The following is a 23,783-nucleotide window of genomic DNA, read 5'->3' on the forward strand; positions in this document are numbered from 1 at the left end:
GTGCGTACGGGGCGGCACGTGAACCCGGAGGGCGGGGCCGGCGTGACGCCCCGGCTGCCGGTGCTGCTGGAGGCCGTCCTGAACGTCGGCTCCGACCTCGACCTGCGCACCACCCTCCAGCACATCGTGGACACCGCCACTGGCCTGGCCGGGGCACGGTACGGCGCGCTCGGTGTGCTCGACCCCGAGCGCGGCGTCGTCGGCGAGCTGTTCACCTCGGGCGTCGACGAGGAAACGCGCGAGCGCGCCGGCCGGCTGCCCGACGGCGCCTCCGGCCTGATCGGACACCTCGTGCGGGAGCGGCGGCCGCTGCTCGTCTCCGACCTGCCGGCCGACGCCCGCTCGGCGGGCCTGCCGCCCGGGCACCCCGCAATGAAGTCCTTCGTCGGCGTCCCGATCCGGGTGGACACCGAGGTGTTCGGCAACCTGTACCTGACCGGGAAGCGGGGGAAGGCCGGGGCGGCCGGCTTCACGGCGGACGACCTGGCGCTGCTGCGGGTGCTCGCCTCTCAGGCGGGCATCGCGATCGGCAACGCCCGGCTGTACGAGACGGTGCGCGTCCGGGAGCGCTGGATCGAGGGCGCCGCCGCCGTCACCACGGCCCTGCTGGCCGGGGTGAGCGCGGAGGACGCGCTGACGACCGTGGCCGAGCAGGCCCGTATCCTCGCCGACGCCTCGGCGGGAGTGATTCTCCAGCCCACGCCCGAGGGCGGCATGGAGATCGTCGCCGCCTCCACGCACGACGACCCGGCCGACCTGATCGGCACCGTCATCGAGCCCGGCAGCCCGGTCCTGGAGCAACTGCTCGGCGGCGAGCCGGTGTTCGTCGAGGACGCGGCGACCGACGAGCGGATGACGACGCGGGTACGGACCCGGTTCGGGCCGAGCATGATGCTGCCGCTCCAGAGCGGCGGCAGGCTGATCGGCACACTGGCCCTGCCGAGGCGGCGCGGCGGCCCTCCCTACGCGGCGGCCGAGCGCCTGCTCGCCTCGCAGTTCGCCTCGCAGGCGGCGCTGGCCCTCGTCATGGCGGACAGCAGGCACGACCGGAAGCGGCTGGCGGTGTTCGAGGACCGCGACCGGATCGCGCGCGACCTGCACGACCTGGTCGTACAGCGGCTGTTCGCCACCGAGATGATGCTGGAGTCAACCCGGCGGCGGGCATCCGCGCAGGCGGACCTGGACGAGCTGCTCGGCGCGGCGGTGGACGAGCTGGACTCCACCATCCAGGAGGTACGGACCGCCATCTTCGCGCTGCAGCAGCCCCCGGCCGACGCGCCCGCCACCTTCCGGGGCCGGGTCCTGCGCGAGACGGCCGGCGCGGCCACCCTGCTCGGCTTCCAGCCGTCGGTGCGCTTCACGGGCGCGGTGGACGCCCTGGTCCCGGAGACCGTGGGCCTTCGCCTGACGGCCGAACTGCGCGGCGCGCTCGCGGCGGCGCACCGGCGGGCGGGGGTCACGAGGGTGCGGGTGGAGATCGACGCGCGGGCCGGGGCGCAGGACGGGCGGGCGGCCGTACGGCTGACGGTGACCGACGACGGCGAGACGCGGGCGGGTGGGCACGGCACGACGTTCACCTGGCAGGCCCCGCTCTGACGCGGGATCCGACGGTGCCGTGCCCGGCGCCGGGCCTCTGTCACGCGCCGGAAAGCTCAGGCGCAGGAGACGACGCCCCGGCCGGTGATCCGGGTGGCGCACAGGGCGGGCACGGCGGCGAGGGGCCGCGACCGTTCCCCCGCGCCGGTCGCGACCGCGCGCTCGGGGGCGCGGAGCTTCGTCACGAGCCGCGGCAGGCGCCGGCTCCCGCCTGCCGCCCGGCGGGAGCCGGTTCGGCCGCCGCGACGGCGCCGGCCTGGATCAGCGCGGGCACGGGGGCGCAGCAGCCCCCGGCGCCGGCCTCCGCACCTGCCGCGGGCTCGTCGAAGAGTCCCGCGCCGCCGCAGACCCCGCTCTCGGGCAGGGTGAGTTCGACGCGGTCGGCGGAGGCGAGGTCGCCGGCGAGGGCGGCGACGACGGAGCGGACCTGCTCGTACCCGGTGAGGGCCAGGAAGGTGGGGGCGCGTCCGTACGACTTCATGCCGACGAGGTGGACGCCCTGTTCGGGGTGCGAGAGCTCGCGGTGCCCGTGGGGGTGGACGGTGCCGCAGGAGTGCTGGTTGGGGTCGATCAGCGGCGCCAGCTCGACCGGCGCCTGGAGCCGCTCGTCGAGGCCGAGGCGGATCTCGGAGAGGAAGGACAGGTCGGGACGCAGGCCCGTCAGTACGACGAGCTCGTCCACGGCGTCGAGACGCCGTCCGTCCTCGCCGACCAGGACCAGGCGGTCGTCGCCGTCGCGCTCGATCGCGTCGGTGCGGAAGCCGGTGACCGCGTCGGCGTGCCCGTCGTCGACGGCGGCCTTGGCCGCGAGGCCCAGCGCGCCGCGTGCGGGGAGCTGGTCGGCGGCGCCGCCGCCGAAGGTGGAGCCGGAGATCCCGCGGCGCAGGATCCACAGCGCCCGCGTGCCGTGGCCGTCGTCGGCGCGGGCCAGGGCGGCCAGCGAGGCGAGGGCGGTGAAGGCGGACGCGCCGGAGCCGATGACTGCGGTGCGCCTGCCGGCGTAACGGGCGCGCGTGGCAGGGTCGTCGAAATCGGGGACGCGGTAGGTGATGCGGTCGGCGGCGTCCTTCTCCCCGAGTGCGGGCAGCCCGCTGCCGCCGGCCGGGCCGGGCGTGGCCCAGGTCCCGGAGGCGTCGATCACGGCGCGGGCGAACAGGCGCTCCTCCCGGCCGTCGGCGCGGGTGACGTGGACGACGAAGGGCTGGGCGTCGCGGTCGGCGTCGACGACGCGGTCGCGGCCGGCCCGGGAGACGCCGGTGACCGTGGCGCCGTAGCTGACGCGCTCCCCGAGGGCGTCGGCGAGCGGCTGGAGGTAGAGCGCGACCCAGTCGCCGCCGGTCGGACAGGTCGCGCCGGGCCTGCTCCAGCCGGTCGGGGCGAGGAGCTTCTCGGCGGCCGGGTCGGTCAGCTCGCCCCAGGTGGAGAACAGCCGGACGTGCGACCACTCCCGTACGGCGGCCGCCGCGGCGGGACCGGCCTCCAGGACCAGGGCCTCGATGCCGCGTTCGGCCAGGTGGGCGGCGGCGGCCAGGCCGGTGGGTCCGGCGCCGATCACGATGACGGGCAGGGTGGTGGTGGCGGGCGCGGCGTTCACGGCGACTCCTTGTTGATTCGACATCTGTCGATGTGGTGGCGTTGCCAGCCTGGCACCTGATTCGATGAACGTCAACATAGACACACATCGAAATCGACGTCGAGGGACGCCGCCCCTCTGCCGCTGTTTCGACATGTGTCAACATAGATGCATGTCGAACACGAGGAAGCTGCCGCTGCTGGAGGCCGAGTCGGTGGCGCCGTGCTGCCCGCCGCTGACGGAACGCCCCTTCAGTGCCGACGAGGCGGAGCGCGCGGCGAAGATGTTCAAGGCGCTCGGTGATCCCGTACGGCTTCGGCTGTTCTCGGCGGTCGCCTCGCACGAGGGCGGAGAGGCATGCGTCTGCGACATCTCCGACGTGGGCGTCTCGCAGCCGACCGTCTCCCACCATCTGAAGAAGCTGAAGGAGGCCGGCCTGCTCAGCTCGGAGCGGCGCGGCACGTGGGTGTACTACCGCGTCGAACCCTCGGTGCTCGCCGCCATGGGCCAGTTGCTGACGAACGCGTCCGCCGCGGTCTGATCGCCGTCGGCGCGAGACGCACGGCTGCCCCGCGGCCGGACATGGCCCGGGCGCCGGACCGGCGCAGGTGGGCCCTCAACGAAGAAGCAGGCCAGAACGTTTCTTCTGACCTGCGATCGAGTGGGGCGGGTGGGACTCGAACCCACGGCCGACGGATTATGAGTCCGCTGCTCTAACCGGCTGAGCTACCGCCCCTAACGGCGCGTCGCGCACATTTGTGCGCGCCGTCTGCCGCAGCATAGCCGCTCATACGATCTCCTGCCTCGGGTGGTCGGCTACGCATGCCCATGAGGACTGCGCTGCCGCCTGCGCGGTTGCGGGAGAAACGAAAAAGGACCCCTGAGGGGCCCTTTTTCTTACCGCTCCCCCGACTGGACTCGAACCAGTAACCCTCCGGTTAACAGCCGAATGCTCTGCCAATTGAGCTACAGGGGATCGCGCTCCCCCGACTGGACTCGAACCAGTAACCTGCCGGTTAACAGCCGGCTGCTCTGCCAATTGAGCTACAGGGGATTGCTGCGTTGCACCGAACGTACCCACCGGATGGCGTCCCGGGGGGCGTGTGCTCGCTGCGACACATACATTAGCGCAAGCAGGGGGGTGCTCCGCCAATCGGTATCGCCCTGACTGATCACGGGCGCCCCGGGGTAGGCGGCCAGCACAGCCCCGCGGTCCGAAACTCCCCCGGCCCCAGGGGACCGCCGACGCAAGAGAAGGGTGACAGCCATGCGCTATCGGCTCACATTCATCGCCGGACTGGCCCTCGGGTACGTGCTCGGGACCCGCGCCGGACGTGAGCGCTACGAGCAGCTGAAGAAGTCCGCGCGGCAGGTCGCCCAGAACCCCGCCGTACGCAACGCCGCCGAGTCCGCCGCCCACAACGGACGCGACTTCGCGGACAAGGCGTTCCACACCGTGAGCGACAAGGTCGGCGACCGGATCCCCGGCTCGGTGACCGAGCGCGTCCGCTCCCTGCGCGAGCGCGGCCAGGCCTCCGAGGCCGACGACTGGGGTACGACCAACACCTAGCCGGCCCACGAGCGCGCCGGACCCGGTCACGCACCGGTCCGGCGCGTTTCCTGTGCCTGATGCGGCAGAATCTCGTACATGGGGATAGTCGCCGGCTTGGACAGTTCGTCAGGTTCCACCCGCATCGTCGTGTGTGACGCGGATACGGGTTCCGTGCTGCGGCAGGGGTACGCCCCGCACCCGGTGGAGGCGAAATCCACCGAGGCCGATCCACAGGTGTGGCTGCTGTCACTGGGCGAGGCCGCGGCCGGCGGGCTGCTGGAGGGCGTGCAGGCCATCGGCGTGTCGGCGCAGCAGCACGGACTCGTCCCGCTCGACGCCCAGGGTTCGCCGGTGCGTCCGGCGCTGCTCGGCAACGACAAGCGGGCCCAGGTCGCGGCGGCCGATCTGGTCGACGCGCTCGGCGGGCGTCAGGCCTGGGCGGAGGCCGTCGGCTGCGTGCCGCAGGCCGCGCAGCCGGTCGCGAAGCTCCGCTGGCTCGCCCGCAGCGAACCCGAGTCGGCGCAGCGCACCACCGCCCTGATGCAGCCGCACGACTGGCTGGTGTGGCAGCTGCTCGGGCGGCCGGCCCGACGGACCACCGACCGGGGCGCCGCCTCGGGGACCGGTTACTGGTCGGCCGTGACCGGCTCCTACCGGCCCGACCTGGTCGAGCTGGCGCTCGGGCACCAGGCCGCGCTGCCCGAGGTGCTCGGCCCCGCCGAAGCCGCCGGAACCACCCCCGAGGGCCTGCTGATCTCCGCCGGCACCGGCGAGACCATGGCCGCCGCCTTCGGGCTGGGCGTGGCGGTCGGGGACGCCGTCGTGTCGCTGGGGGCCTCGGGCTCCGTCATGGCCGTGCACCACGAGGGGCTGGCGGATTCGAGCGGGCTCATCACGTCGTTCGCGGACGCCACCGGGATGCATCTGCCGGTCGTGCACACGCTCAACGCGGTGCGGGCGCTGCGCGGCACGGCCGATCTGCTGGGGACCGATCTCGAAGGGCTCTCGGACCTGGCGCTCACGTCGTCGCCCGGCGCGTACGGGCTCGTACTCCTGCCGTATCTCGAAGGGGAGCGCACGCCGCAACTTCCGCACACCGCCGGTACGTTGAGCGGGCTGCGGCGCGAGTCGATGAAGCCGGAGCACCTGGCGCGGGCGGCCTTCGAGGGGATGCTGTGCTCGCTGGCCGACGCCCTGGACGTGCTGCGGGCCCGGGGTGTGCAGGTCCGGCGGGTGTTCCTGCTGGGGGCCGCGGCCGAGCTCCCCGCGGTACAGGCGGCGGCGCCCGCGATCTTCGGTACGCAGGTGGTCGTGCCGCAGCCCGCCGAGTACGCGGCGCTGGGCGCGGCGCGGCAGGCGGCGTGGGCGCTCGGCGTGTCGCACGGCACGCTGGCCCCGCACACCCCGCCGGCCTGGCTGGGCGCGGCGGCGCAGGTGCTGGAGCCCGGCGACGAGCTGGCGGTGGGCCAGGCGGTGCGTCAGCAGTACGGGGCGACGCGCGACCAGATCCACCCGGGGGCGTTCGGCGGGGCGTGAGCCGGCCTTCCGGAGACTTGACCCGGCGATGATTCAATCCTTTGGAAATGCCGGGGCCCGGTGGCGGAGGATGGGTCGAACCCCGATCGTGCCGACACCGAGAGACTCCGCGTGCTCATAGGACTCCTGCGGGCCCACCTCCGCCCGTACAAGAAACCCATCGCCCTGCTGGTCCTGCTGCAACTGCTGCAGACCTCCGCCACGCTCTATCTGCCCACCCTCAACGCGGACATCATTGACAACGGTGTCGTGGCCGGGGACACCGGTTACATCCTGGAGTTCGGCGGCGTCATGATCGCCGTCAGCCTCGTCCAGGTCGTCTGCAACATCGGCGCGGTCTACTACGGCGCGCGGACCGCGGCGGCGCTCGGAAGGGATGTGCGGGCGGCCGTCTTCGACCGCGTGCAGAGCTTCTCGGCGCGGGAGGTGGGGCACTTCGGGGCTCCCTCGCTGATCACGCGTACGACGAACGACGTGCAGCAGGTGCAGATGCTGGTGCTGATGGCGTTCACGCTGATGGTGTCGGCGCCGATCATGTGCGTCGGCGGCATCGTCATGGCACTCGGCCAGGACGTGCCGCTGTCGGGTGTGCTGCTGGCGGTCGTCCCGGTCCTCGGGATCTCGGTGGGCCTGATCGTACGGCGCATGCGACCGCTGTTCCGCACGATGCAGGAGCGGCTCGACACCGTGAACCAGGTGCTGCGCGAGCAGATCACCGGCAACCGCGTGATCAGGGCGTTCGTACGGGACGAGTACGAGAGGGGCCGCTTCCGGGAGGCGAACACCGCGCTGACGGACGTGTCGCTGTCCTCGGGCCGGCTGATGGCCCTGATGTTCCCCATCGTCATGACGGTCGTGAACGTCTCCAGCGTCGCGGTGGTCTGGTTCGGCGCACACCGGATCGACGGCGGCGGCATGGAGATCGGGGCGCTGACCGCGTTCCTCGCGTATCTGATGCAGATCGTGATGGCCGTGATGATGGCCACCTTCATGTTCATGATGGTGCCCCGCGCCGAGGTCTGCGCCGAGCGCATCGAGGAGGTCCTGGACACGGCGTCGAGCGTCGCGCCTCCGAAGGAGCCGGTGCGGGAGCTGCGCCGGCGCGGGGAACTGGAGCTGCGCGGCGCGGAGTTCCGGTATCCGGGCGCCGAGGAGCCGGTGCTCCGGGACGTCGACCTGGTGGCGCGTCCGGGCGAGACGACGGCGATCATCGGGTCGACGGGCAGCGGGAAGTCGACGCTGCTCGGGCTCGTGCCGCGATTGTTCGACGCGACGGGCGGCCAGGTGCTGGTGGACGGGGTCGACGTACGGACCCTCGATCCGGTGCTGATGGCGAGGACCGTGTCGCTGGTTCCGCAGAGGCCCTATCTGTTCTCCGGGACGGTCGCGACGAATCTGCGGTACGGGAAGCCGGACGCCACGGACGAGGAGCTGTGGCACGCCTTGGAGGTCGCGCAGGCCCGGGAGTTCGTGGAAGGGCTCGACGGCGGGCTGAACGCGCCGGTCTCGCAGGGCGGTACGAACGTCTCGGGCGGCCAGCGGCAGCGTCTCGCGATCGCGCGCACGCTGGTGCGCCGGCCGGAGATCTACCTGTTCGACGACTCGTTCTCCGCGCTGGACTACTCGACCGACGCGGCGCTGCGGGCCGCGCTGGGGCGGGAGACGGCCGACGCGACGGTGGTGATCGTCGCCCAGCGGGTGTCGACGATCCGCGACGCCGACCGGATCGTGGTCCTGGACGAGGGCCGGGTGGTCGGCACGGGACGCCATCACGAACTGATGGCAGGCAACGCGACGTACCGGGAGATCGTGCTCTCCCAGCTGACGGAGGCTGAGGCGGCATGAGCGGGCCCGGTGGACGCATGATGGCCGGCGGAGCGCCGGCCGAGCGGTCGATGGACTTCAAGGGCTCGGGGAAGCGGCTGCTGCGGCAGTTCGCTCCCGAGCGGGTCGCGCTGTGGTGGATGCTCGCGGCGTGCGTGCTGAGCGTCGCGCTCTCGGTGGTCGGCCCGATGATCCTGGGACGGGCGACCGACCTCGTCTTCGCGGGGGTCGTCGGCCGGCAGACGCAGGACGGCGGGAGCAAGGCGCAGGTCGTCGAGCGCCTGCGGGAGGAGGGCGACGGCGGACTCGCCGACATGCTCTCCGGGGTGGCGTTCACACCCGGCCGGGGCATCGACTTCGGGGCGGTCGGCGACGTACTGCTGATCGCGCTCGCGGTCTACGCGGGCGCCGGGCTGCTGATGCTGGTGTCGACGCGGCTGTCGATCCGGATCATCAACGGGACCGTGTTCCGGCTGCGCGAGGACGTGCAGGCGAAGCTGTCGCGGCTGCCGCTGAGGTACTTCGACCGGCAGAAGCGCGGCGAGGTGCTCAGCCGGGCGACGAACGACATCGACAACATCTCGCAGACCATGCAGCAGACGATGGGGCAGCTCATCAACTCCCTGCTGACCATCGTCGGCGTGCTGGTGATGATGTTCTGGATGTCACCACTGCTGGCGCTGGTCGCCCTGGTGACCGTACCGCTGTCGGTCGTGGTGGCGGCGAAGGTCGGCAAGCGGTCCCAGCCGCAGTTCGTGCGGCAGTGGAAGACGACGGGCAAGCTGAACGCGCACATCGAGGAGATGTACTCCGGTCACGCGCTGGTGAAGGTCTTCGGCCGGCAGGACGAGTCGGCGGCGGCGTTCCGGGAGCAGAACGACGCGCTGTACCAGGCCGGGTTCAGGGCCCAGTTCAACAGCGGGGTCATGCAGCCACTGATGTTCTTCGTGAGCAACCTCAATTACGTGCTGGTAGCCGTGGTCGGCGGGCTGCGGGTGGCTTCGGGCGCGCTGTCGATCGGTGACGTGCAGGCGTTCATCCAGTACTCGCGGCAGTTCTCCATGCCGCTGACGCAGGTCGCGTCGATGGCGAACCTCGTACAGTCGGGGGTCGCCTCGGCGGAGCGGATCTTCGAACTGCTGGACGCGCCGGAGCAGGAGCCGGACGTGGCGGGCCCGGAGCGGGCCGCACTTCCGTCACCCGGTTCGCCGGGGTCGCCGGGTTCGACCGAGCCGTCGGCGATGCGGGGGCGGGCGGTCCTGGAGAAGGTGTCCTTCCGGTACGAGCCGGACAAGCCGCTCATCGAGGATCTGTCGCTCACGGTCGAGCCGGGGCAGACGGTCGCGATCGTCGGGCCGACGGGCGCGGGCAAGACGACGCTGGTGAACCTGCTCATGCGGTTCTACGAAGTGACGGGCGGCCGGATCCTGCTGGACGGCGTCGACGCCGCGAAGGTGCCGCGGGAGGAGTTGCGTGCGGGCATCGGGATGGTCCTCCAGGACACCTGGCTGTTCGGCGGCACGATCGCCGACAACATCGCGTACGGGGCGCCGGCGTCGCGGGAGGTCACCCGCGAGGAGATCGAGGAGGCGGCCCGGGCCGCCCACGCGGACCGTTTCGTACGGACGCTGCCGGACGGGTACGACACGGTGATCGACGACGACGGGGCGGGGGTCAGCGCGGGCGAGAAGCAGCTGATCACGATCGCGCGGGCGTTCCTGTCGGATCCGGTGATCCTGGTCCTCGACGAGGCGACGAGCTCCGTCGACACCCGGACGGAGGTGCTGATCCAGAAGGCGATGGCACGGCTGGCGCACGGCCGTACGAGTTTCGTGATCGCGCACCGGCTGTCCACGATCCGGGACGCCGACGTGATCTTGGTGATGGAGAATGGGTCCATCGTTGAACAGGGGACGCATGAGGAGCTGTTGGCGGCACAGGGCGCTTACGCGCGCCTGTACGCCGCACAGTTCGCTCAGGCGGTGGCTGAAGTGGACTGATCGACCATGACGCAGAACACGGCGGGGAACGAACCGGCGGACGCCGGGACGGGCGAGGGGACGGCCGGAGCGAAGGGGCCCGTCTCGGGCACCGCTCTCGGGCTGTCGCTCGGGATGACGTTCGGGGTGGCCTTCGGGGCGCTGCTGCTCGACAACCTGGGCACCGGGATCGCGTGCGGCATGTGCGTCGGCGTGGGGATCGGAGCCACGATCGACGCCCGCAGGAAGGCCAAGAACGCCCGGGGCGCGGAGGCGGCCGACGCCTCCTGAGGGAGCCCGTACGCGGAAGGACGGCCGCCCGGTCCCTGGTGGACCCGGGCGGCCGTCGTCAGTCCAGGTAGCCGCGGAGCTGGTCCGCGAAGGCGTGGTCCCGCAGCTTGCTGAGGGTCTTGGACTCGATCTGGCGGATGCGTTCGCGCGTCACGCCGAAGAGACGGCCTATCTCCTCCAGGGTGCGGGGGCGGCCGTCGGCCAGGCCGTAGCGGAGCTGGACGACCTTGCGTTCGCGCTCGCCGAGCGTGGAGAGCACCGCCTCCAGATGCTCACGCAGGAGCAGGAAGGCCGCGGACTCCACGGGGGAGGCGGCGTCGCCGTCCTCGATGAGGTCGCCGAGCGCCACGTCGTCCTCCTCGCCCACGGGGGCGTGCAGCGACACCGGTTCCTGGGCCAGGCGCAGTACCTCGCCGACGCGCTCGGGGGTGAGTTCCAGGTGGGCGGCGACCTCCTCGGGGGTCGGTTCGTAACCCCGCTCCTGGAGCATCCTTCGCTGGACCCGCACGACGCGGTTGATCAGCTCGACGACGTGGACCGGAACGCGGATCGTGCGGGCCTGGTCGGCCAGGGCGCGCGACATGGCCTGGCGGATCCACCAGGTCGCGTACGTCGAGAACTTGTAGCCGCGGGCGTAATCGAACTTCTCCACGGCGCGGATGAGGCCGAGATTGCCCTCCTGGACGAGGTCGAGCATGGTCAGGCCGCGGCCGACGTACCGCTTGGCGACGGACACGACGAGCCGCAGATTCGCCTCGATCAGGCGGCGTTTGGCCATGCGGCCCATGACCACGAGCCGGTCCAGGTCGACGGCCAGCCGGGAGTCCGGGTCGGGGGTGCACCGGAGTTTCTCCTCGGCGAACAGACCGGCCTCGACCTTGCGGGCCAGGTCGACCTCCTCGGCGGCGGTGAGGAGGGGGATGCGGCCGATCTCGCGCAGGTACTGCCGGAAGAGGTCGGACGACGGGCCCGAGGCGTCCGCCCGCGTGTTGCGCCGGCGCTCGGACGCGTCGGGTGTCTCGGGGGCGTCGGGCGGGTCCTCGACGAGGACGTCGGGCTCGGCGAGCTCCGCCTCGGCCTCGGCCTCGACCGTCTCGTCGTCGGGCTCCGCCCCGGCCTCGGCCCGGGTGTCGGCTCCCGTTTGCGCTTCCGCTTCGGTTTCGGGACGGAGATCGCCCCGGTTCTGCGGAGGGACCTGCGCGACGACGCCGGTCAACGTCTGGGTCTGGGTCTGCACGGGGGCGACCTCCAGGGTGATCGCTGCCGGTTCGGGGGCGTGCGGCAGCGGGACGGGAGCGGCGAGCGGGCCGCCGTCCGTCCCGTTCACGTCGAGCGGATCCGCGGGGTGTGAGGCCCGCTCGGCGTGGGCCGGCCGCGCTCCGAGGACTCAGGCACCGCCACCCAGTGTGGGGTACGACACATCACCGCCACGAGGGGCGTGCGGTGACTTTTTGAGTCCGGTCCGTCACCGCCTGCTGACGCCCGCTTCGGCGGGCCGCCGCTCCCCGCTCGGCCGGAACGCGGGCGGGCGTCCGGCAGCGGGGGGCACGGACGGTCCTCGTTCCGAGCGCGGCGGGGCGCGGGTGGCCCTCGTTCAGAGTGCGGCCGCGCCGTTGCTCCGGAGGGACTGGGCGTACTGCTGGAGGACCCACAGCTCGTTCTGCACTGCGGCGAGCTGCTCCGGGTCGGCGTGCGGGCCGCCGAGGCGGGCCAGCGTGCCCTGGACGTCGAGGATGCGCCGGTCGACCGCCCGCAGCCTGACCCGGATCAGCTGCTCGCCGGCGTAGATCTCGTCGACGGTCTTGCGCATGATCGGCTCGACGGCGAGCTCGGTGACCAGCGCGCGCACCGTGTCGTTGGGCGCGGCCTCGCGGACCTGGGCGAGGTAGTCGGACGCGTTCAGCGCGCCCTGCTCCGCGCCGCCCGCCTCCTCGATGACCTGGCGCACGGCGGCGTACGGCGGGGCGGTGAACTCGTCGGCCCCGTACGCGTCGAACGCCGGGGAGACCAGCTCGGGGCGCTGGAGGGCGAGCTTCAGCAGCTCGCGCTCGGTGCGGTGCGCGGGACTGCGGAGGTTCAGCGCGGGGCCGCTCTGGGCGGCGGGGGCCGCGTCGTACGAGGGGGTGGGGCGGCGGTCCTGCGGGGCGGCGGGGCCGCGGCCGCCCCGGTCGCGCGCCCAGCGGGCGAGCTGGGCGACGCGCTTGACCACGAACTGGGTGTCGAGGATGCCGAGGATGCCCGCGAGCTGGACCGCGGACTCGTGCTGGATCGCGATGTTCTTGATGTTGGCGACGATCGGGGCGGCCTCGTCGAGCGCGGCGGCCCGGCCGGCCGGGGTCTCCAGGTTGTGCCGGGAGACGACATGGCGGATCGCGAACTCGAAGAGCGGCGTGCGGGTCTCGACGAGGGACGCCACCGCCGCGTCGCCCTTGGCCAGCCGCAGGTCGCAGGGGTCCATGCCGCCGGGCGTGATGGCGATGGACGTCTCGGCGGCGAACTTCTGGTCGTCCTCGAAGGCGCGCAGCGCCGCCTTCTGGCCGGCCGCGTCGCCGTCGAAGGTGAAGACGACCTCGGCGGAGGCGTTGTCCATGAGGAGGCGGCGGAGGATCTTGATGTGGTCGCCGCCGAAGGACGTGCCACAGGTGGCGATCGCGGTGGTGACGCCGGCCAGGTGGCAGGCCATGACGTCGGTGTACCCCTCGACGACCACCGCCCTGCAGGTCCGGGCGATCTCCTTCTTGGCCAGGTCGATGCCGTACAGGACCTGCGACTTCTTGTAGATCGCCGTCTCGGGGGTGTTCAGGTACTTCGGGCCGTTGTCGTCCTCGCGCAGCTTGCGCGCACCGAAGCCGACGACCTCGCCGGTGATGTCGCGGATCGGCCACATCAGGCGGCCGCGGAAGCGGTCGATGGGGCCGCGGCGGCCCTCCTGGGAGAGGCCGGAGAGGGTCAGCTCCTTGTCGGAGAAGCCCTTGCCGCGCAGGTAGCGGGTGAGGTGGTCCCAGCCGGCGGGGCTGTAACCGACGCCGAAGTGCTCGGCGGCGCTCCGGTCGAAGCCGCGCTCGGCGAGGAACGCGCGGCCGATCTCGGCCTCGGCGGAGTCGAGCTGCTCGACGTAGAACTGCGCGGCGGCCTTGTGCGCCTCGACCAGGCGGACGCGCTCGCCGCGCTGGTGCGTGGGGTTGTAGCCGCCCTCCTCGTACCGCAGGGTGATGCCCGCCAGGGCGGCGAGGCGCTCGACCGTCTCGGAGAAGGAGAGGTGGTCGATCTTCATCACGAAGGCGATCGTGTCGCCGCCCTCCTGGCAGCCGAAGCAGTGGAAGAGCCCCTTGCTCGGGCTGACCTGGAAGGACGGGGACTTCTCGTCGTGGAAGGGGCACAGGCCCTTCAGATTGCCGCCGCCGGCGCTGCGGAGCTGGAGGTACTCGGAAACGACGGCGTCGATCGGGACCGCGTCCCGGACCGCCTTCACGTCGTCATCGTTGATCCTGCCTGCCACGCGTGAAGTGTACGGCGGTGCTCGGACAGTCCTGCCGGTACGCCTCGGCCGTCCGGCCGGGACACGGTCCCGTCGCGGTCAGGCCGTCAGGGAGTCCAGGGGCACGGACGGGTCGGCGAGGGCGTTGGGGTCGACCGGGACGCCGGTGCGGATCAGCTCCTGGATCGGCTTGGTGACGTCCCACACATTGACGTTCATGCCGGCCAGGACCCGCCCGTCCTTCAGCCAGAAGGCGACGAACTCGCGGCGTCCCACGTCGCCGCGGGCGATGACCTGGTCGTACGTGCCGGGAGGCGCCCAGCCGGAGTACTCGAGCCCGAGGTCGTACTGGTCGGAGAAGAAGTACGGGACGCGGTCGTACGACACGTCCTGGCCGAGCATGGCGCGGGCGGCGGCCGGGCCGCCGTTCAGGGCGTTGGCCCAGTGCTCGACGCGCAGGGGGGTGCCGAGCAGCGGGTGGTACGCCGACGCGACGTCGCCCGCCGCGTAGACGTCGGGGTCCGAGGTGCGCAGCGAGGCGTCCACGGCGATGCCGCCGGCACCGTCGGCGAGGGCCAGGCCCGCGGCCTCGGCGAGGGCGGTGCGGGGGGCGGCTCCGATCGCGGCGAGCACGCCGTGGGCGGGGTGCTCCTCGCCGTCGTCGGTGCGGGCGGCGAGGACCATGCCGTCCTGGCCGGTGATCTCGGTGAGCCGCGCGCCGAAGTGGAACCGGACGCCGTGCTCCCGGTGCAGGTCGGTGAACAGCTGCCCCAACTCGGGTCCGACGACCTGGTGCAGGGGCGTCGGCGCGGGCTCGACGACGGTCACCTCGGCGCCGTAACCGCGCGCCGCGGCGGCGACTTCCAGTCCGATCCAGCCCGCGCCGGCGATGACGAGGTGCCCGTTGTCGCGGCCGAGCGAGGCCAGGACGCCGCGCAGCCGCTCGGAGTGGGCCAGGCGGCGCAGGTGGTGGACGCCGACGAGGCCGGTGCCCGGGATGTCGAGGCGGCGCGGCTCCGCTCCGGTGGCGAGCAGCAGCTTGTCGTAGCGCACGGCGGTGCCGTCGCCGAGCCTGACCGTCTTCGTGGCGCGGTCCACGTGCACGACGGGCTGACCGAGGTGGAGTTCGATGTCGGCCTGCGCGTACCAGGCCGGTTCGTGGACGAAGACGCCGTCGCGCTCCTCCTTGCCGGTCAAAAACCCCTTGGACAGGGGCGGGCGTTCGTAGGGGTGCTCCCGTTCGTCCCCGATGAGGATCACCCGGCCGGTGAACCCCTCGCCGCGGAGCGTCTCGGCGGCCTTCGCCCCCGCCAGTCCCCCACCGACGATGACGAACGTCAGATCTGCGTCGACCACTTGGTGCCTCCTCTGTGCCTGCCCTCACGCTACGCCGCCGTCTTCGAGCCTCCCGCACGGAGCGTGATGGGGGAAGAGGGGGGTGTGCCGCTGGCGTGTCGCGGGGGTGGCCCGCAGGTGGCCGGCGCGGGCGGGCGACGCGGGCGGGCGGGCGGGCGGGGGCAAGCTGGAGGTGGCCGCGGACGTCTCCCCCGTTGACAGCCCGCGGCCACCTCGCGACAAGCGTCACGCCGATGTGGACACTCCGGGGGGCTTTCGTGCACAACGCAAAGGGAGCCCACCGTTCCGGTGGGTGATGCGTACGCTCGCGGGTACGTACGCACCGGAGTCGCACCGGCGGACAGGTCGCGGGGCACGACGCGGCGTGGGGGGCGCATGTTACGCATCCACTTCACCACCGAGGATCTGAACCGGCTGCGGGTGGCCGCACGGCCCGACCCGCTGTGGGAGATCGTGAACAGCCTGCACCTGCTGCAGAACCGGCAGGGCGCGCTGGTGTTCGACCCCTGGCGGCGTGAGGTCCGCGCGGCGATCGCCCGCGCGGGGCTCTCCCGGACGGTGGCCTCGCTGCACCGGCTGTACCCGTGCGCGGCGTACCTCCCCGACTTCCTGACGCCCGGCCGGGGCATCCCGGATCTGGAGACCGGCCTCGACCACGTGCTGTCCACGCCCGCGGCCAGGATGGGCTCGGAACTCGGGCGGCTCTTCGCCGGCGGTCCCGTGCCCCCGGTCGCCCGGCGGCTCGCCGAGGGGGACGTGGAGACGCTGGAGCGGCTGGCCGATTCGCTGCGGCGTTACTACGCGGTGGCGGTCGAGCCGTACCGGGACGTGATCACGGCGGCGGTGGACGCCGACCGTCCCCAGCGGGCGGAGGCCGCGCTGTCGCACGGTCCCGAGGGTCTGCTGGCCAGTTACGACGACTTCGCCTGGCGCGACGACGGGGTGCTGGAGACCGGCTACCCGGTCGACAAGCAACTGGAGCTGGGCGGAAGGTCGTTGACGATGATCCCCTCGTTCTTCTGCATCCGGCACCCCGTCGCGCTGGCCGACGAGGAGCTGCCTCCCGTCCTGGTCCACCCCGTGACGCCGGATCCCGGCTGGCTGGCCCTCGCCCGGGGGCACGGCTCCGAGGAGCCCGGCGCCCGGGCGGCCGGGCTTCCGGTGGCGCAGCTCATCGGGCACACCAGGGCGGCCGTCCTGGACGTGCTGGGGCGGCCGATGACCACCACGCAGCTCGGCGGCGTGCTGCGGCTGACGCTGTCCACCGCGAGCCGGCACGCGACGGTGCTGCGGGAGGCGGGTCTGGTCGCCTCGGAGCGGCGCGGCAGCCGCGTCGTGCACCGGCGGACCGCGCTGGGCGACGCCCTCATGAACGGGGGCCCCTCGCGGCCGTGAGCCGGGCGTGCAGGGACCGGGCGGCGGCGTCGGTGAAGCACGCGATCTGGTCGACGATCACGCGCTTGCGGGCCCGGTCGTCGGCCGCCTGCGCGAAGAGCGCGCGGAACTGGGGGTCCAGGCCGTCGGGCGCGCGGGCCGTGAGCGCCTCGGCGAGCTCGGCGATGACGACGCGCTGGTCGGCGCGGAGCCGTTCCTGCTCGTCGCGCTGTATGACGTAGCGGTCGGCGACGGCCTTGAGGACGGCGCACTCGTGGCGGACCTCGCGCGGGACGACCAGCTCCGCGGCGTACCGGGTGAGCCTGCCCGTGCCGTACGCCTGGCGGGTCGCGCCCTCGGCGGACAGGCAGAAGCGGCCGATGAGCTGGCTGGTCGCGTCCTTCAGCCGGGCCTGGGCGACGGCCGACCCGTCGTAGCCGTGCGGCCACCACTCCTCGTCGAGGAGGCGGTCGAGGGCCGCCGCCAGCTCGTCCGGGCTGGTGTCGTGCGGTACGTACCTGCCGATCGCCACCGCGAAGATCTCCTGCCGTTCGGGCTCGGCGAGCAGGCAGTTGGGGTCGAGGTGGCCGGCGTGCAGACCGTCCTCGAAGTCGTGCACCGAGTACGCCACGTCGTCGGACCAGTCCATGACCTGGGCCTCGAAGCACTGCCGGTGGGCGGGCGCGCCCCGGCGGACCCAGTCGAAGACGGGCCGGTCGTCGTCGTAGACGCCGAACTTCACCGAGCCGGGGTCCACGGGGTGGCCGCCGCGCGGCCAGGGGTACTTCGTGGCGGCGTCGAGGGCGGCGCGGGTGAGGTTGAGGCCGACGCTGACCATCTCGCCGCCGGGCTCCGCGCGTACGAACCGCTTCGGTTCGAGGCGGGTGAGCAGGCGCAGCGACTGGGCGTTGCCCTCGAAGCCGCCGCAGTCCTTGGCGAAGTCGTTGAGCGCCTGCTCGCCGTTGTGGCCGAAGGGCGGGTGGCCCATGTCGTGGGAGAGGCAGGCCGCTTCGACGAGGTCGGGGTCGCAGCCGAGCGCCGCCCCCAGTTCCCGGCCGACCTGCGCGCATTCGAGGGAGTGCGTGAGGCGGGTGCGCGGGCTGGCGTCCCAGACCTGGCTGCTGGAGCCGGGGGTGACCACCTGGGTCTTGCCCGCGAGGCGGCGCAGCGAGGCGGAGTGCAGCACGCGGGCGCGGTCGCGCTGGAAGGCGGTCCGCCCGGGCCGTTTGTCGGGCTCGGCGGCCCAGCGCTCGGTGGCGGCCCCGTCGTAATGGGCGGCGTCGAGTGCGGCGTGGGACGGGGTCTCGGCGTGTCGGTCGTCGGTGTGGGGGGTTTCGTGCGCTGTGCCTTCCATGCACCGACAGTAGACGCAGGCGGTGACAGCCGGGGCTCAGGCGGACGCCAGTTGACGCGGGGGCGTCGGGGAGGGGGCGGCGAGCGCCTGGTCGTAACGGTGCAGGACGAGCCGGGCCAGGGCCGGGTGGGCCCCGAGCGGCGCGGACGCGATCCAGGGCGCGGCGGCGGCGCACTGCGCGGCGAAGCGGCCGGGCGCGGCGAAGTACGAGGCGACGGCCGTCCGGTGGCGGCCGCGTGCGGCGAGGGCGCGCAGGGCCTCGGGGACGGTGGGTGCGGCGGCGGACGCGTAGGCGGGGACGACCGGGACGCCGCCGAGGCGTTCGCTGAGCAGGGTCGCGGTGCGGCGGGTGTCGACGGCCGACTGCGGGTCGCGGGAGCCGGCGGCGGCGAGGACCACGCCGCTTCCCCGGTGCGCCGAGTCGCCGGGCCGCCAGCCGGCCTCGGTGAGGCGGTCGTACAGCGCCTCGACGAGCAGGGGGTGCGGGCCGAGCGGGGCGGCGACGCGGGTGCGCAGGTGGGGGGCGGTGGCGGCGGCCTCGGGCAGGTCGTGCTTGACGTGGTAGCCGCGGCCGAGCAGCAGCGGTACGAGCACGGCCTCGCCCGGGTCCAGGTCCGCGAGGGCGCCGGTGAGCAGCGGCTCGTTGAGTTCGATGTGCCCGAGCCGTACGTCGAGACCCGGCCGCAGCTCCCGTACGCGCTCCAGCAGCGCGGTGACGGTGCGCAGGGCCTCGGGGTCGCGGCTGCCGTGGGCGACGGCGACGAGGGTGGGCGGGGCGGGCCGGGAGGGGGCCCGGGGCGGGTGGGGGCGCGGGGTCATCGGACGGCGGGTTCCGTTCAGGGAGACATGGCTCAGCTGCACGCCGAGCTGGGCGGTGACGCGGGTGAGCAGGTGCGCCGTACTGTCGAGCTCAGGTGACGTGTGGGGGGCTGCCGACTCGGTCATGGACCGATACTGCCGGGCGCACGTTGCCGCCTCGTTGCGCGGCGGTGACGGGTGTTTTCCGCGGCCTCACGGGACGGCGGGCCGCGTTGTCAGGCGCCCCGGCCCGGGCCCGGGTCCGTTCCGGCCGTGCGGGCGGGCCCGGTCCGTACGGCCGGGCGGGGTACCTGCCCGCGCGGGTTCCCGGCCGTCGCGTCGCGGGCCGGCTCCCCGGCGCGGCACGGGGCCGCCGCACGCTTCCGGCGGCCGCGGCGGGTGAGGCCTCACTCCTCCGGCGACCGGGCACGCCCCCCGCCGTCACACTCCGAAGAGTTCCCGGCACGGTTCCAGGCCGGAGACCTCCACTGGCACGGTCCGGTGCGCCTCCCAGTCCTCCCGGGTCAGCCGCAGGCGCAGGACCGTCCTGGCCTCGCCCCGCACCGACTCCACCAGCAGGCCGTCCGGCCGGTGGCCGAGCTTCTCCGACACCCGCAGCGAGGCGGCGTTGTCCGTCATCGCCCCGGACGTGACGTGCCGTGCGCCGAGGCCCTCGAAGGCCAGGTGCAGCACGGCCGCCCGCATCTCCGTGCCGATGCCGCGCCCCTGGTGCGCCAGGCCCAGCCACGAGCCGGTCTCGCCCTCCCGGGTCACCGCGAAGTCGTCCGTCATCAGGTCCTGGCGGCCGACGGTCCGGCCTTCGCACCGTACGGCGAGGCTGAGCGTCCACTTCTCCGGCCGCCACTGCGCGACGGTGCCCAGGACGTGCTGGAACGTCGCCCGCGCGCGGTCCTGCGGCGATCCGTCCGTCCACGGCACCGAGAACGGCATGACCGACCCGTCGTGCACGCCGTCGGCCGCGACGCCGGCCAGCTCGTCGAGGACGTCACCGTCGGGAACTGTCAGTTCCAGGCGCGGGGTTGTGATCCTCAGACCGTACAGGGGCCAGAATTGTCTCGACATGACCAGAGCATTCCAGTCGGGGGCGGGCAGACGCATGCGATTTTCTCGGGGCGGCGCGTGGGGCCGGGCAGGGGCCGGAGCGTGGGACACGGCACGGCGGTGGGCGGGCGGACGGGCGGCGCGCCCGCGCCTCATACCCCGCACCCGGCAAGGCCGAAGGCGTACCGTCCAGGCGCTCATGCTCGTCGCCGTACTGGCGCTCGCGCCCGCGACCTGGCTGCACGCCGTGGCCGACAGCCGGGTCAGGACGACGGCCGACGCCCCGGCCCGCGACGTGGTCGTCGTCTTCGGGGCGGGCCTGTGGCGGGGCGGCCCGTCGCCGTACCTGGCGAACCGCCTCGACACGGCGGCCGAGCTGTACCGGACGGGCAGGGCCAAGGTGGTTCTGGTCACCGGGGACAACAGCCGCACGGAGTACGACGAGCCGGACGCCATGCGTGCCTACCTGGTCGAGCAGGGCGTGCCCGACCGGCGCATCGTCAGCGATTTCGCGGGGTTCGACACCTGGGACTCGTGCGTGCGCGCCAAGAAGATCTTCGGGGTGGACCGGGCGGTGCTGGTGAGCCAGGGATTCCACATCCGCCGGGCGATCGGACTGTGCCGGGCGGCCGGCGTCGACGCGTACGGCGTCGGGGTCGACGCCCGGCGCGACGCGACCTGGTACTACGGCGGCGTACGGGAGATCCTCGCGGCCGGCAAGGCGGCGCTCGACGCCGCGACCGAACCCGATCCGCACTTTCTGGGGCGTCAGGAGACAGGTGTGACCGAAGCGCTGGCCGAGGCGTCGGGGCGCTGACAGACCGACGGCCATGGATATGCCGAATAGGCACAACTTCGTGGGAGGGGTTGGTCGCCGTGTCCGCCGCCGCCGTTGATCCGAGGACTCCGGACAGTGGGAGAAATCTGAACAATCTGAGCGACAAGGTCGTCCTCGTCACCGGTGGGGCGCGCGGCCTCGGGGCGGCCGTCGCACGGGCCGTCGTCGACGGTGGCGGCAGGGCCGTCGTCACCGACGCGCTGGAGGAGGAGGGCGCCGCGACGGCCGCGCGGCTCGGGGACGCGGCGCGGTTCGTGCGGCACGACGTGACCAGCGAGAGCGACTGGCAGGCCCCACGGGCCGGGTCGGCGCACCGGAGGAGATCGCGTCCGCCGTGGCGTTCCCGCTGTCGGACGCGGCGGCGTACGTGACGGGCGCGGAGCTGGCGGTGGACGGCGGCTGGACGGCCGGGCCGACCGTCCGGCAGCTCACGGGGCAGTAGGGGGACGGAGGGTGCGGCGGGGCGGGGCGGGGCGGATGAGCGTCCCGCCCGCTGCGGGACGCCGGCAGCCGTACCTCACCGGGCGCGCGGCCCGGGGCTGAGACCGGTGTACCGGGGGCGTAACACCGGGCGCCCGTCCCCGTAACACCGCCGTCGCATGCTGACGGCATGCCCCGCACCTCCCCGGCCCCGCCGTCGACCCCCACCCACTGCCCGTACTGCGCGCTCCAGTGCGGCATGAATCTGCGTGCCGCCGCGGGCGACGACGTGGTCGAGGTCGTCGAGCGTACGGACTTCCCGGTCAACCGGGGCGCGCTGTGCGGCAAGGGCCGTACGGCGCCCGCCGTGCTCTCCTCCCGGGTGCGCCTGACCGAGCCACTGGTCCGCCGCCCCGCCACCGGCAGGCTGGAACCGGCCACCTGGGAGGAGGCCCTCGGGAAGATCGCCGAGGGGCTCGGCCGTACGCAACGGGCGTACGGCCCCGACGCCGTCGGCGTCTTCGGGGGCGGCGGGCTCACCAACGAGAAGGCGTACGCCCTCGGCAAGTTCGCCCGTGTCGTGCTGTCCACCTCGCAGATCGACTACAACGGCCGGTTCTGCATGTCGTCCGCCGCCGCGGCGCACCAGAGGGCCTTCGGCCTCGACCGCGGCCTGCCCTTCCCGCTGGAGGACATCCCGCGCACCGGCTGCGTGATCCTCGTCGGCTCGAACCTCGCGGAGACGATGCCGCCCGCGCTGCGCTATCTCACCGAGCTGAAGGAGAACGGCGGCAAACTCATCGTCGTCGACCCGCGCCGCACCCGCACCGCCGAGCAGGCCGACCTGCACCTCGCCCCGCGCCCCGGCACCGACCTGGCGCTCGCGCTGGGGCTGCTGCACCTCGTCGTGGCCGGAGGCCGTACCGACGAGGACTTCATCCGGGAGCGCACGACCGGCTGGGACGAGGCGCGGGCGGCGGCCATGGCGCACTGGCCCGAGCTCGTCGAGCGCCTCACGGGCGTCCCGGTCCCCCAACTGCGCGACGCGGTACGGATGTTCTGCGACGCCGGGACCGGCATGGTCCTGACCGCGCGCGGCCCCGAGCAGCAGTCCAAGGGCACCGACACGGTCGGCGCCTGGATCAACCTCTGCCTCGCCACCGGCAAGGCCGGCAGGCCCCTGTCCGGTTACGGCTGCCTCACCGGCCAGGGCAACGGGCAGGGCGGCCGCGAGCACGGCCAGAAGGCCGACCAGCTGCCCGGCTACCGCAAGCTCACCGACCCGGCCGCGCGCGAGCACGTCGCCGGGGTCTGGGGCGTCGACCCGGACAGCCTCCCCGGCCCGGGCCGCAGCGCGTACGAACTGCTCGACGCGCTCGGCGGCGACATCAAGTCGCTCCTGCTGATGGGCTCCAACCCGGTCGTCTCCGCGCCGCGCGCCGGCCACGTCGAGGAGCGCCTGCGCTCGCTGGACTTCCTCGCCGTCGCGGACGTCGTCCTGTCGGAGACGGCGGCGCTGGCGGACGTCGTCCTGCCGGTCACCCAGTGGGCCGAGGAGACGGGTACGACGACGAACCTGGAGGGGCGCGTGCTGCTGCGGCGCAAGGCCGTCGGCCCGCCCCCCGGCGTCCGCACGGACCTGGAGGTGCTGCACGCCCTCGCGGCGCTGCTCGGCCACGAGAAGGGCTTCCCCGTCGACCCCGAGGAGGTCTTCGACGAGCTGCGCCGCGCCTCGGCGGGCGGTCCCGCCGACTACTCGGGCATCTCGTACCGCCGGATCGCCGAGGAGGACGGCGTCTTCTGGCCGTGCCCGGACACGGCGGCGGACGCGCCCCGGCCGGCGGCGCCCCATCCCGGTACGCCCCGGCTCTTCCTCGACCGCTTCGCCACGGAGGACGGGCGCGCCCGTTTCGTCCCCGTCGTGCACCGTCCGGCGGCGGAGGAGACGGACGCCGAGTACCCGGTGCTGCTCACCACCGGCCGGGTCGTCGCGCAGTACCAGTCCGGCGCCCAGACCCGCCGCGTCGACGAGCTCAACGCCGCCGCACCCGGGCCGTTCGTCGAGCTGCATCCCCGGCTCGCGCAGCGCCTCGGCGTGGCCGAGGGCGACCGGCTGACGGTGGTGTCCCGGCGCGGGCGGGCGGTCGCTCCGGCCCGGATCACCGAGGCGATCCGCTCGGACACGGTCTTCATGCCGTTCCACTGGCCGGGCGAGGGGCGTACCAACACGCTGACGAACCCCGCGCTGGACCCGACGTCGCGCATGCCGGAGTTCAAGGTGTGCGCGGTACGGATCGAACGCGCGGGAGACTGAGCCCTCAGGGCGCGGCGGTCTCCTCGCCCACCCACCGCAGGTAGTCGGCGCTGCCGCGCACCAGGGCCGTGGCGATGATCTCGGGCGTCTCGTAGTCGTGCGCGGCCCGGAGATGCGCCTCCAGCTCCTCGTACCGTGCGCCCGCCGTCTTGAACACCACCTGCCACTCCTCGGCGGTCTCCGTCCGCCCCTTCCACCGGTAGACGGACGTCACCGGGCCGCCGACCTGCGCACAGGCCGCCAGCCGCGCCTCGACGGCTCCCCGCGCCAGCGCCAGCGCCTTGTCGCGGGTGTCGGTCGTGGTCTGTACGGTCAGCCATTCGGCCATGGCGTTCTCCCTCGGGTTCGCGGCCCGCCCATGGTCTCAAGCCGGTGAAGGCGCGGGCGGCGGCGCGGTGTCGGTCCGGACGGTGACGCGTGCGGTCGCGGCCGGACGGC

Annotated in this window: 19 protein-coding genes, 3 tRNA genes and 1 pseudogene; 11 read left to right on the forward strand and 12 right to left on the reverse strand. The window is 73.3% G+C overall.

Annotation, left to right across the window (positions count from 1 at the left end; all coding sequences use genetic code 11):
- The first annotated feature begins 18 nt into the window (after positions 1-18).
- Positions 19-1,596, forward strand: coding sequence for a sensor histidine kinase (locus AC07FK_RS08120; RefSeq protein WP_479103584.1), 1,578 nt, complete (start codon positions 19-21; stop codon positions 1,594-1,596).
- 56 nt (positions 1,597-1,652) lie between these two features.
- On the opposite strand, the gene AC07FK_RS08125 is transcribed toward AC07FK_RS08120, so the two are convergent.
- Together AC07FK_RS08125 and AC07FK_RS08130 are read right to left on the reverse strand one after the other, a co-directional pair.
- Positions 1,653-1,781 (reverse strand): hypothetical protein, encoded by a 129-nt coding sequence (locus AC07FK_RS08125; protein WP_479103586.1) that lies wholly within the window; start codon positions 1,779-1,781, stop codon positions 1,653-1,655.
- On the reverse strand, positions 1,778-3,214 hold the full coding sequence (locus AC07FK_RS08130; RefSeq protein WP_479103588.1) for an FAD-dependent oxidoreductase: 1,437 nt from the start codon (positions 3,212-3,214) through the stop codon (positions 1,778-1,780). The genes AC07FK_RS08125 and AC07FK_RS08130 overlap by 4 nt, the downstream gene beginning before the upstream one ends.
- 127 nt (positions 3,215-3,341) lie before the next feature.
- Here AC07FK_RS08130 and AC07FK_RS08135 point away from each other — a divergent pair, with 127 nt between their 5' ends.
- Entirely contained in the window at positions 3,342-3,710 is a 369-nt protein-coding gene (locus AC07FK_RS08135) for an ArsR/SmtB family transcription factor (protein WP_479103589.1), read from the forward strand.
- A 121-nt stretch (positions 3,711-3,831) separates the two neighbouring features.
- On the opposite strand, the gene AC07FK_RS08140 is transcribed toward AC07FK_RS08135, so the two are convergent.
- From AC07FK_RS08140 to AC07FK_RS08150, 3 genes are all read right to left on the reverse strand, one after another.
- Positions 3,832-3,905 (reverse strand) — tRNA-Ile (locus tag AC07FK_RS08140).
- 167 nt (positions 3,906-4,072) lie between these two features.
- Positions 4,073-4,145: transfer RNA gene (locus AC07FK_RS08145), tRNA-Asn, on the reverse strand.
- Between the two features lie 5 nt (positions 4,146-4,150).
- Positions 4,151-4,223, reverse strand: a tRNA-Asn gene (locus AC07FK_RS08150).
- 213 nt (positions 4,224-4,436) lie between these two features.
- Here AC07FK_RS08150 and AC07FK_RS08155 point away from each other — a divergent pair.
- From AC07FK_RS08155 to AC07FK_RS08175, 5 genes are all read left to right on the forward strand, one after another.
- A complete protein-coding gene (locus AC07FK_RS08155) occupies positions 4,437-4,739 on the forward strand; it encodes a YtxH domain-containing protein (protein ID WP_453403930.1) in 303 nt (100 codons plus the stop codon).
- A 78-nt stretch (positions 4,740-4,817) separates the two neighbouring features.
- The gene (locus AC07FK_RS08160; RefSeq protein ID WP_479103591.1) at positions 4,818-6,257 is read left to right on the forward strand and encodes an FGGY family carbohydrate kinase; all 1,440 of its coding nucleotides are present in this window, start codon (positions 4,818-4,820) and stop codon (positions 6,255-6,257) included.
- A gap of 111 nt (positions 6,258-6,368) precedes the next feature.
- A complete protein-coding gene (locus AC07FK_RS08165) occupies positions 6,369-8,102 on the forward strand; it encodes an ABC transporter ATP-binding protein (RefSeq protein ID WP_479103593.1) in 1,734 nt (577 codons plus the stop codon).
- Positions 8,099-10,081 (forward strand): ABC transporter ATP-binding protein, encoded by a 1,983-nt coding sequence (locus tag AC07FK_RS08170; RefSeq protein ID WP_479103595.1) that lies wholly within the window; start codon positions 8,099-8,101, stop codon positions 10,079-10,081. Before AC07FK_RS08165 ends, AC07FK_RS08170 begins: the two co-directional genes overlap by 4 nt.
- 6 nt (positions 10,082-10,087) lie before the next feature.
- The gene (locus tag AC07FK_RS08175; protein WP_479103597.1) at positions 10,088-10,351 is read left to right on the forward strand and encodes a glycine zipper domain-containing protein; all 264 of its coding nucleotides are present in this window, start codon (positions 10,088-10,090) and stop codon (positions 10,349-10,351) included.
- Positions 10,352-10,409: 58 nt separating this feature from the next.
- Here the strand turns inward: AC07FK_RS08175 and AC07FK_RS08180 are convergent, their stop codons facing one another.
- From AC07FK_RS08180 to AC07FK_RS08190, 3 genes are all read right to left on the reverse strand, one after another.
- Positions 10,410-11,678: an RNA polymerase sigma factor gene (locus AC07FK_RS08180; RefSeq protein WP_479103599.1), complete on the reverse strand. Its 1,269-nt coding sequence runs from the start codon at positions 11,676-11,678 to the stop codon at positions 10,410-10,412.
- A gap of 267 nt (positions 11,679-11,945) precedes the next feature.
- Positions 11,946-13,850, reverse strand: a complete 1,905-nt coding sequence (gene dnaG, locus AC07FK_RS08185) for a DNA primase (protein ID WP_479103600.1) — start codon at positions 13,848-13,850, stop codon at positions 11,946-11,948.
- Between the two features lie 78 nt (positions 13,851-13,928).
- Positions 13,929-15,185 carry an NAD(P)/FAD-dependent oxidoreductase gene (locus AC07FK_RS08190; protein ID WP_479103601.1) on the reverse strand — a complete coding sequence of 419 codons (1,257 nt, stop codon included), beginning with the start codon at positions 15,183-15,185 and terminating at the stop codon, positions 13,929-13,931.
- 375 nt (positions 15,186-15,560) lie between these two features.
- Here AC07FK_RS08190 and AC07FK_RS08195 point away from each other — a divergent pair, with 375 nt between their 5' ends.
- Positions 15,561-16,580, forward strand: a complete 1,020-nt coding sequence (locus AC07FK_RS08195; RefSeq protein ID WP_479103602.1) for an ArsR/SmtB family transcription factor — start codon at positions 15,561-15,563, stop codon at positions 16,578-16,580.
- Here the strand turns inward: AC07FK_RS08195 and AC07FK_RS08200 are convergent.
- The 3 genes from AC07FK_RS08200 to AC07FK_RS08210 form a co-directional block, all read right to left on the reverse strand.
- On the reverse strand, positions 16,552-17,913 hold the full coding sequence (locus tag AC07FK_RS08200; protein ID WP_479103603.1) for a deoxyguanosinetriphosphate triphosphohydrolase: 1,362 nt from the start codon (positions 17,911-17,913) through the stop codon (positions 16,552-16,554). The genes AC07FK_RS08195 and AC07FK_RS08200 overlap by 29 nt on opposite strands.
- Before the next feature lie 36 nt (positions 17,914-17,949).
- Complete coding sequence (locus tag AC07FK_RS08205; protein WP_479103605.1) at positions 17,950-18,858, reverse strand: sirohydrochlorin chelatase; 909 nt, start codon at positions 18,856-18,858, stop codon at positions 17,950-17,952.
- Between the two features lie 294 nt (positions 18,859-19,152).
- Entirely contained in the window at positions 19,153-19,794 is a 642-nt protein-coding gene (locus tag AC07FK_RS08210) for a GNAT family N-acetyltransferase (protein ID WP_479103607.1), read from the reverse strand.
- Between the two features lie 34 nt (positions 19,795-19,828).
- On the opposite strand from AC07FK_RS08210, the gene AC07FK_RS08215 reads away from it, so the two are divergent.
- From AC07FK_RS08215 to AC07FK_RS08225, 3 genes and pseudogenes are all read left to right on the forward strand, one after another.
- Entirely contained in the window at positions 19,829-20,590 is a 762-nt protein-coding gene (locus AC07FK_RS08215; RefSeq protein ID WP_479103608.1) for a SanA/YdcF family protein, read from the forward strand.
- Between the two features lie 107 nt (positions 20,591-20,697).
- Positions 20,698-21,053 (forward strand): annotated as a pseudogene (locus tag AC07FK_RS08220) (SDR family oxidoreductase).
- A 168-nt stretch (positions 21,054-21,221) separates the two neighbouring features.
- Positions 21,222-23,345: a molybdopterin oxidoreductase family protein gene (locus AC07FK_RS08225; RefSeq protein WP_479103609.1), complete on the forward strand. Its 2,124-nt coding sequence runs from the start codon at positions 21,222-21,224 to the stop codon at positions 23,343-23,345.
- 4 nt (positions 23,346-23,349) lie between these two features.
- Here AC07FK_RS08225 and cutA read toward each other — a convergent pair whose 3' ends face one another.
- A complete protein-coding gene (gene cutA / locus AC07FK_RS08230; RefSeq protein WP_479103610.1) occupies positions 23,350-23,673 on the reverse strand; it encodes a divalent-cation tolerance protein CutA in 324 nt (107 codons plus the stop codon).
- Positions 23,674-23,783 lie beyond the last annotated feature (110 nt).

Source organism: Streptomyces sp. NPDC046122 (assembly GCF_056429965.1).

Bases quoted from the DNA above. Each gene is read 5' to 3' on its own strand.
- AC07FK_RS08130 (WP_479103588.1), bottom strand. From the start codon at position 3,214: ATGTCGAATCAACAAGGAGTCGCCGTGAACGCCGCGCCCGCCACCACC.
- AC07FK_RS08135 (WP_479103589.1), top strand. From the start codon at position 3,342: ATGTCGAACACGAGGAAGCTGCCGCTGCTGGAGGCCGAGTCGGTGGCG.
- AC07FK_RS08155 (WP_453403930.1), top strand. From the start codon at position 4,437: ATGCGCTATCGGCTCACATTCATCGCCGGACTGGCCCTCGGGTACGTG.
- AC07FK_RS08160 (WP_479103591.1), top strand. From the start codon at position 4,818: ATGGGGATAGTCGCCGGCTTGGACAGTTCGTCAGGTTCCACCCGCATC.
- AC07FK_RS08170 (WP_479103595.1), top strand. From the start codon at position 8,099: ATGAGCGGGCCCGGTGGACGCATGATGGCCGGCGGAGCGCCGGCCGAG.
- AC07FK_RS08175 (WP_479103597.1), top strand. From the start codon at position 10,088: ATGACGCAGAACACGGCGGGGAACGAACCGGCGGACGCCGGGACGGGC.
- AC07FK_RS08195 (WP_479103602.1), top strand. From the start codon at position 15,561: ATGTTACGCATCCACTTCACCACCGAGGATCTGAACCGGCTGCGGGTG.
- AC07FK_RS08200 (WP_479103603.1), bottom strand. From the start codon at position 17,913: ATGGAAGGCACAGCGCACGAAACCCCCCACACCGACGACCGACACGCC.
- AC07FK_RS08205 (WP_479103605.1), bottom strand. From the start codon at position 18,858: ATGACCGAGTCGGCAGCCCCCCACACGTCACCTGAGCTCGACAGTACG.
- AC07FK_RS08210 (WP_479103607.1), bottom strand. From the start codon at position 19,794: ATGTCGAGACAATTCTGGCCCCTGTACGGTCTGAGGATCACAACCCCG.
- AC07FK_RS08215 (WP_479103608.1), top strand. From the start codon at position 19,829: ATGCGATTTTCTCGGGGCGGCGCGTGGGGCCGGGCAGGGGCCGGAGCG.
- AC07FK_RS08225 (WP_479103609.1), top strand. From the start codon at position 21,222: ATGCCCCGCACCTCCCCGGCCCCGCCGTCGACCCCCACCCACTGCCCG.
- cutA (WP_479103610.1), bottom strand. From the start codon at position 23,673: ATGGCCGAATGGCTGACCGTACAGACCACGACCGACACCCGCGACAAG.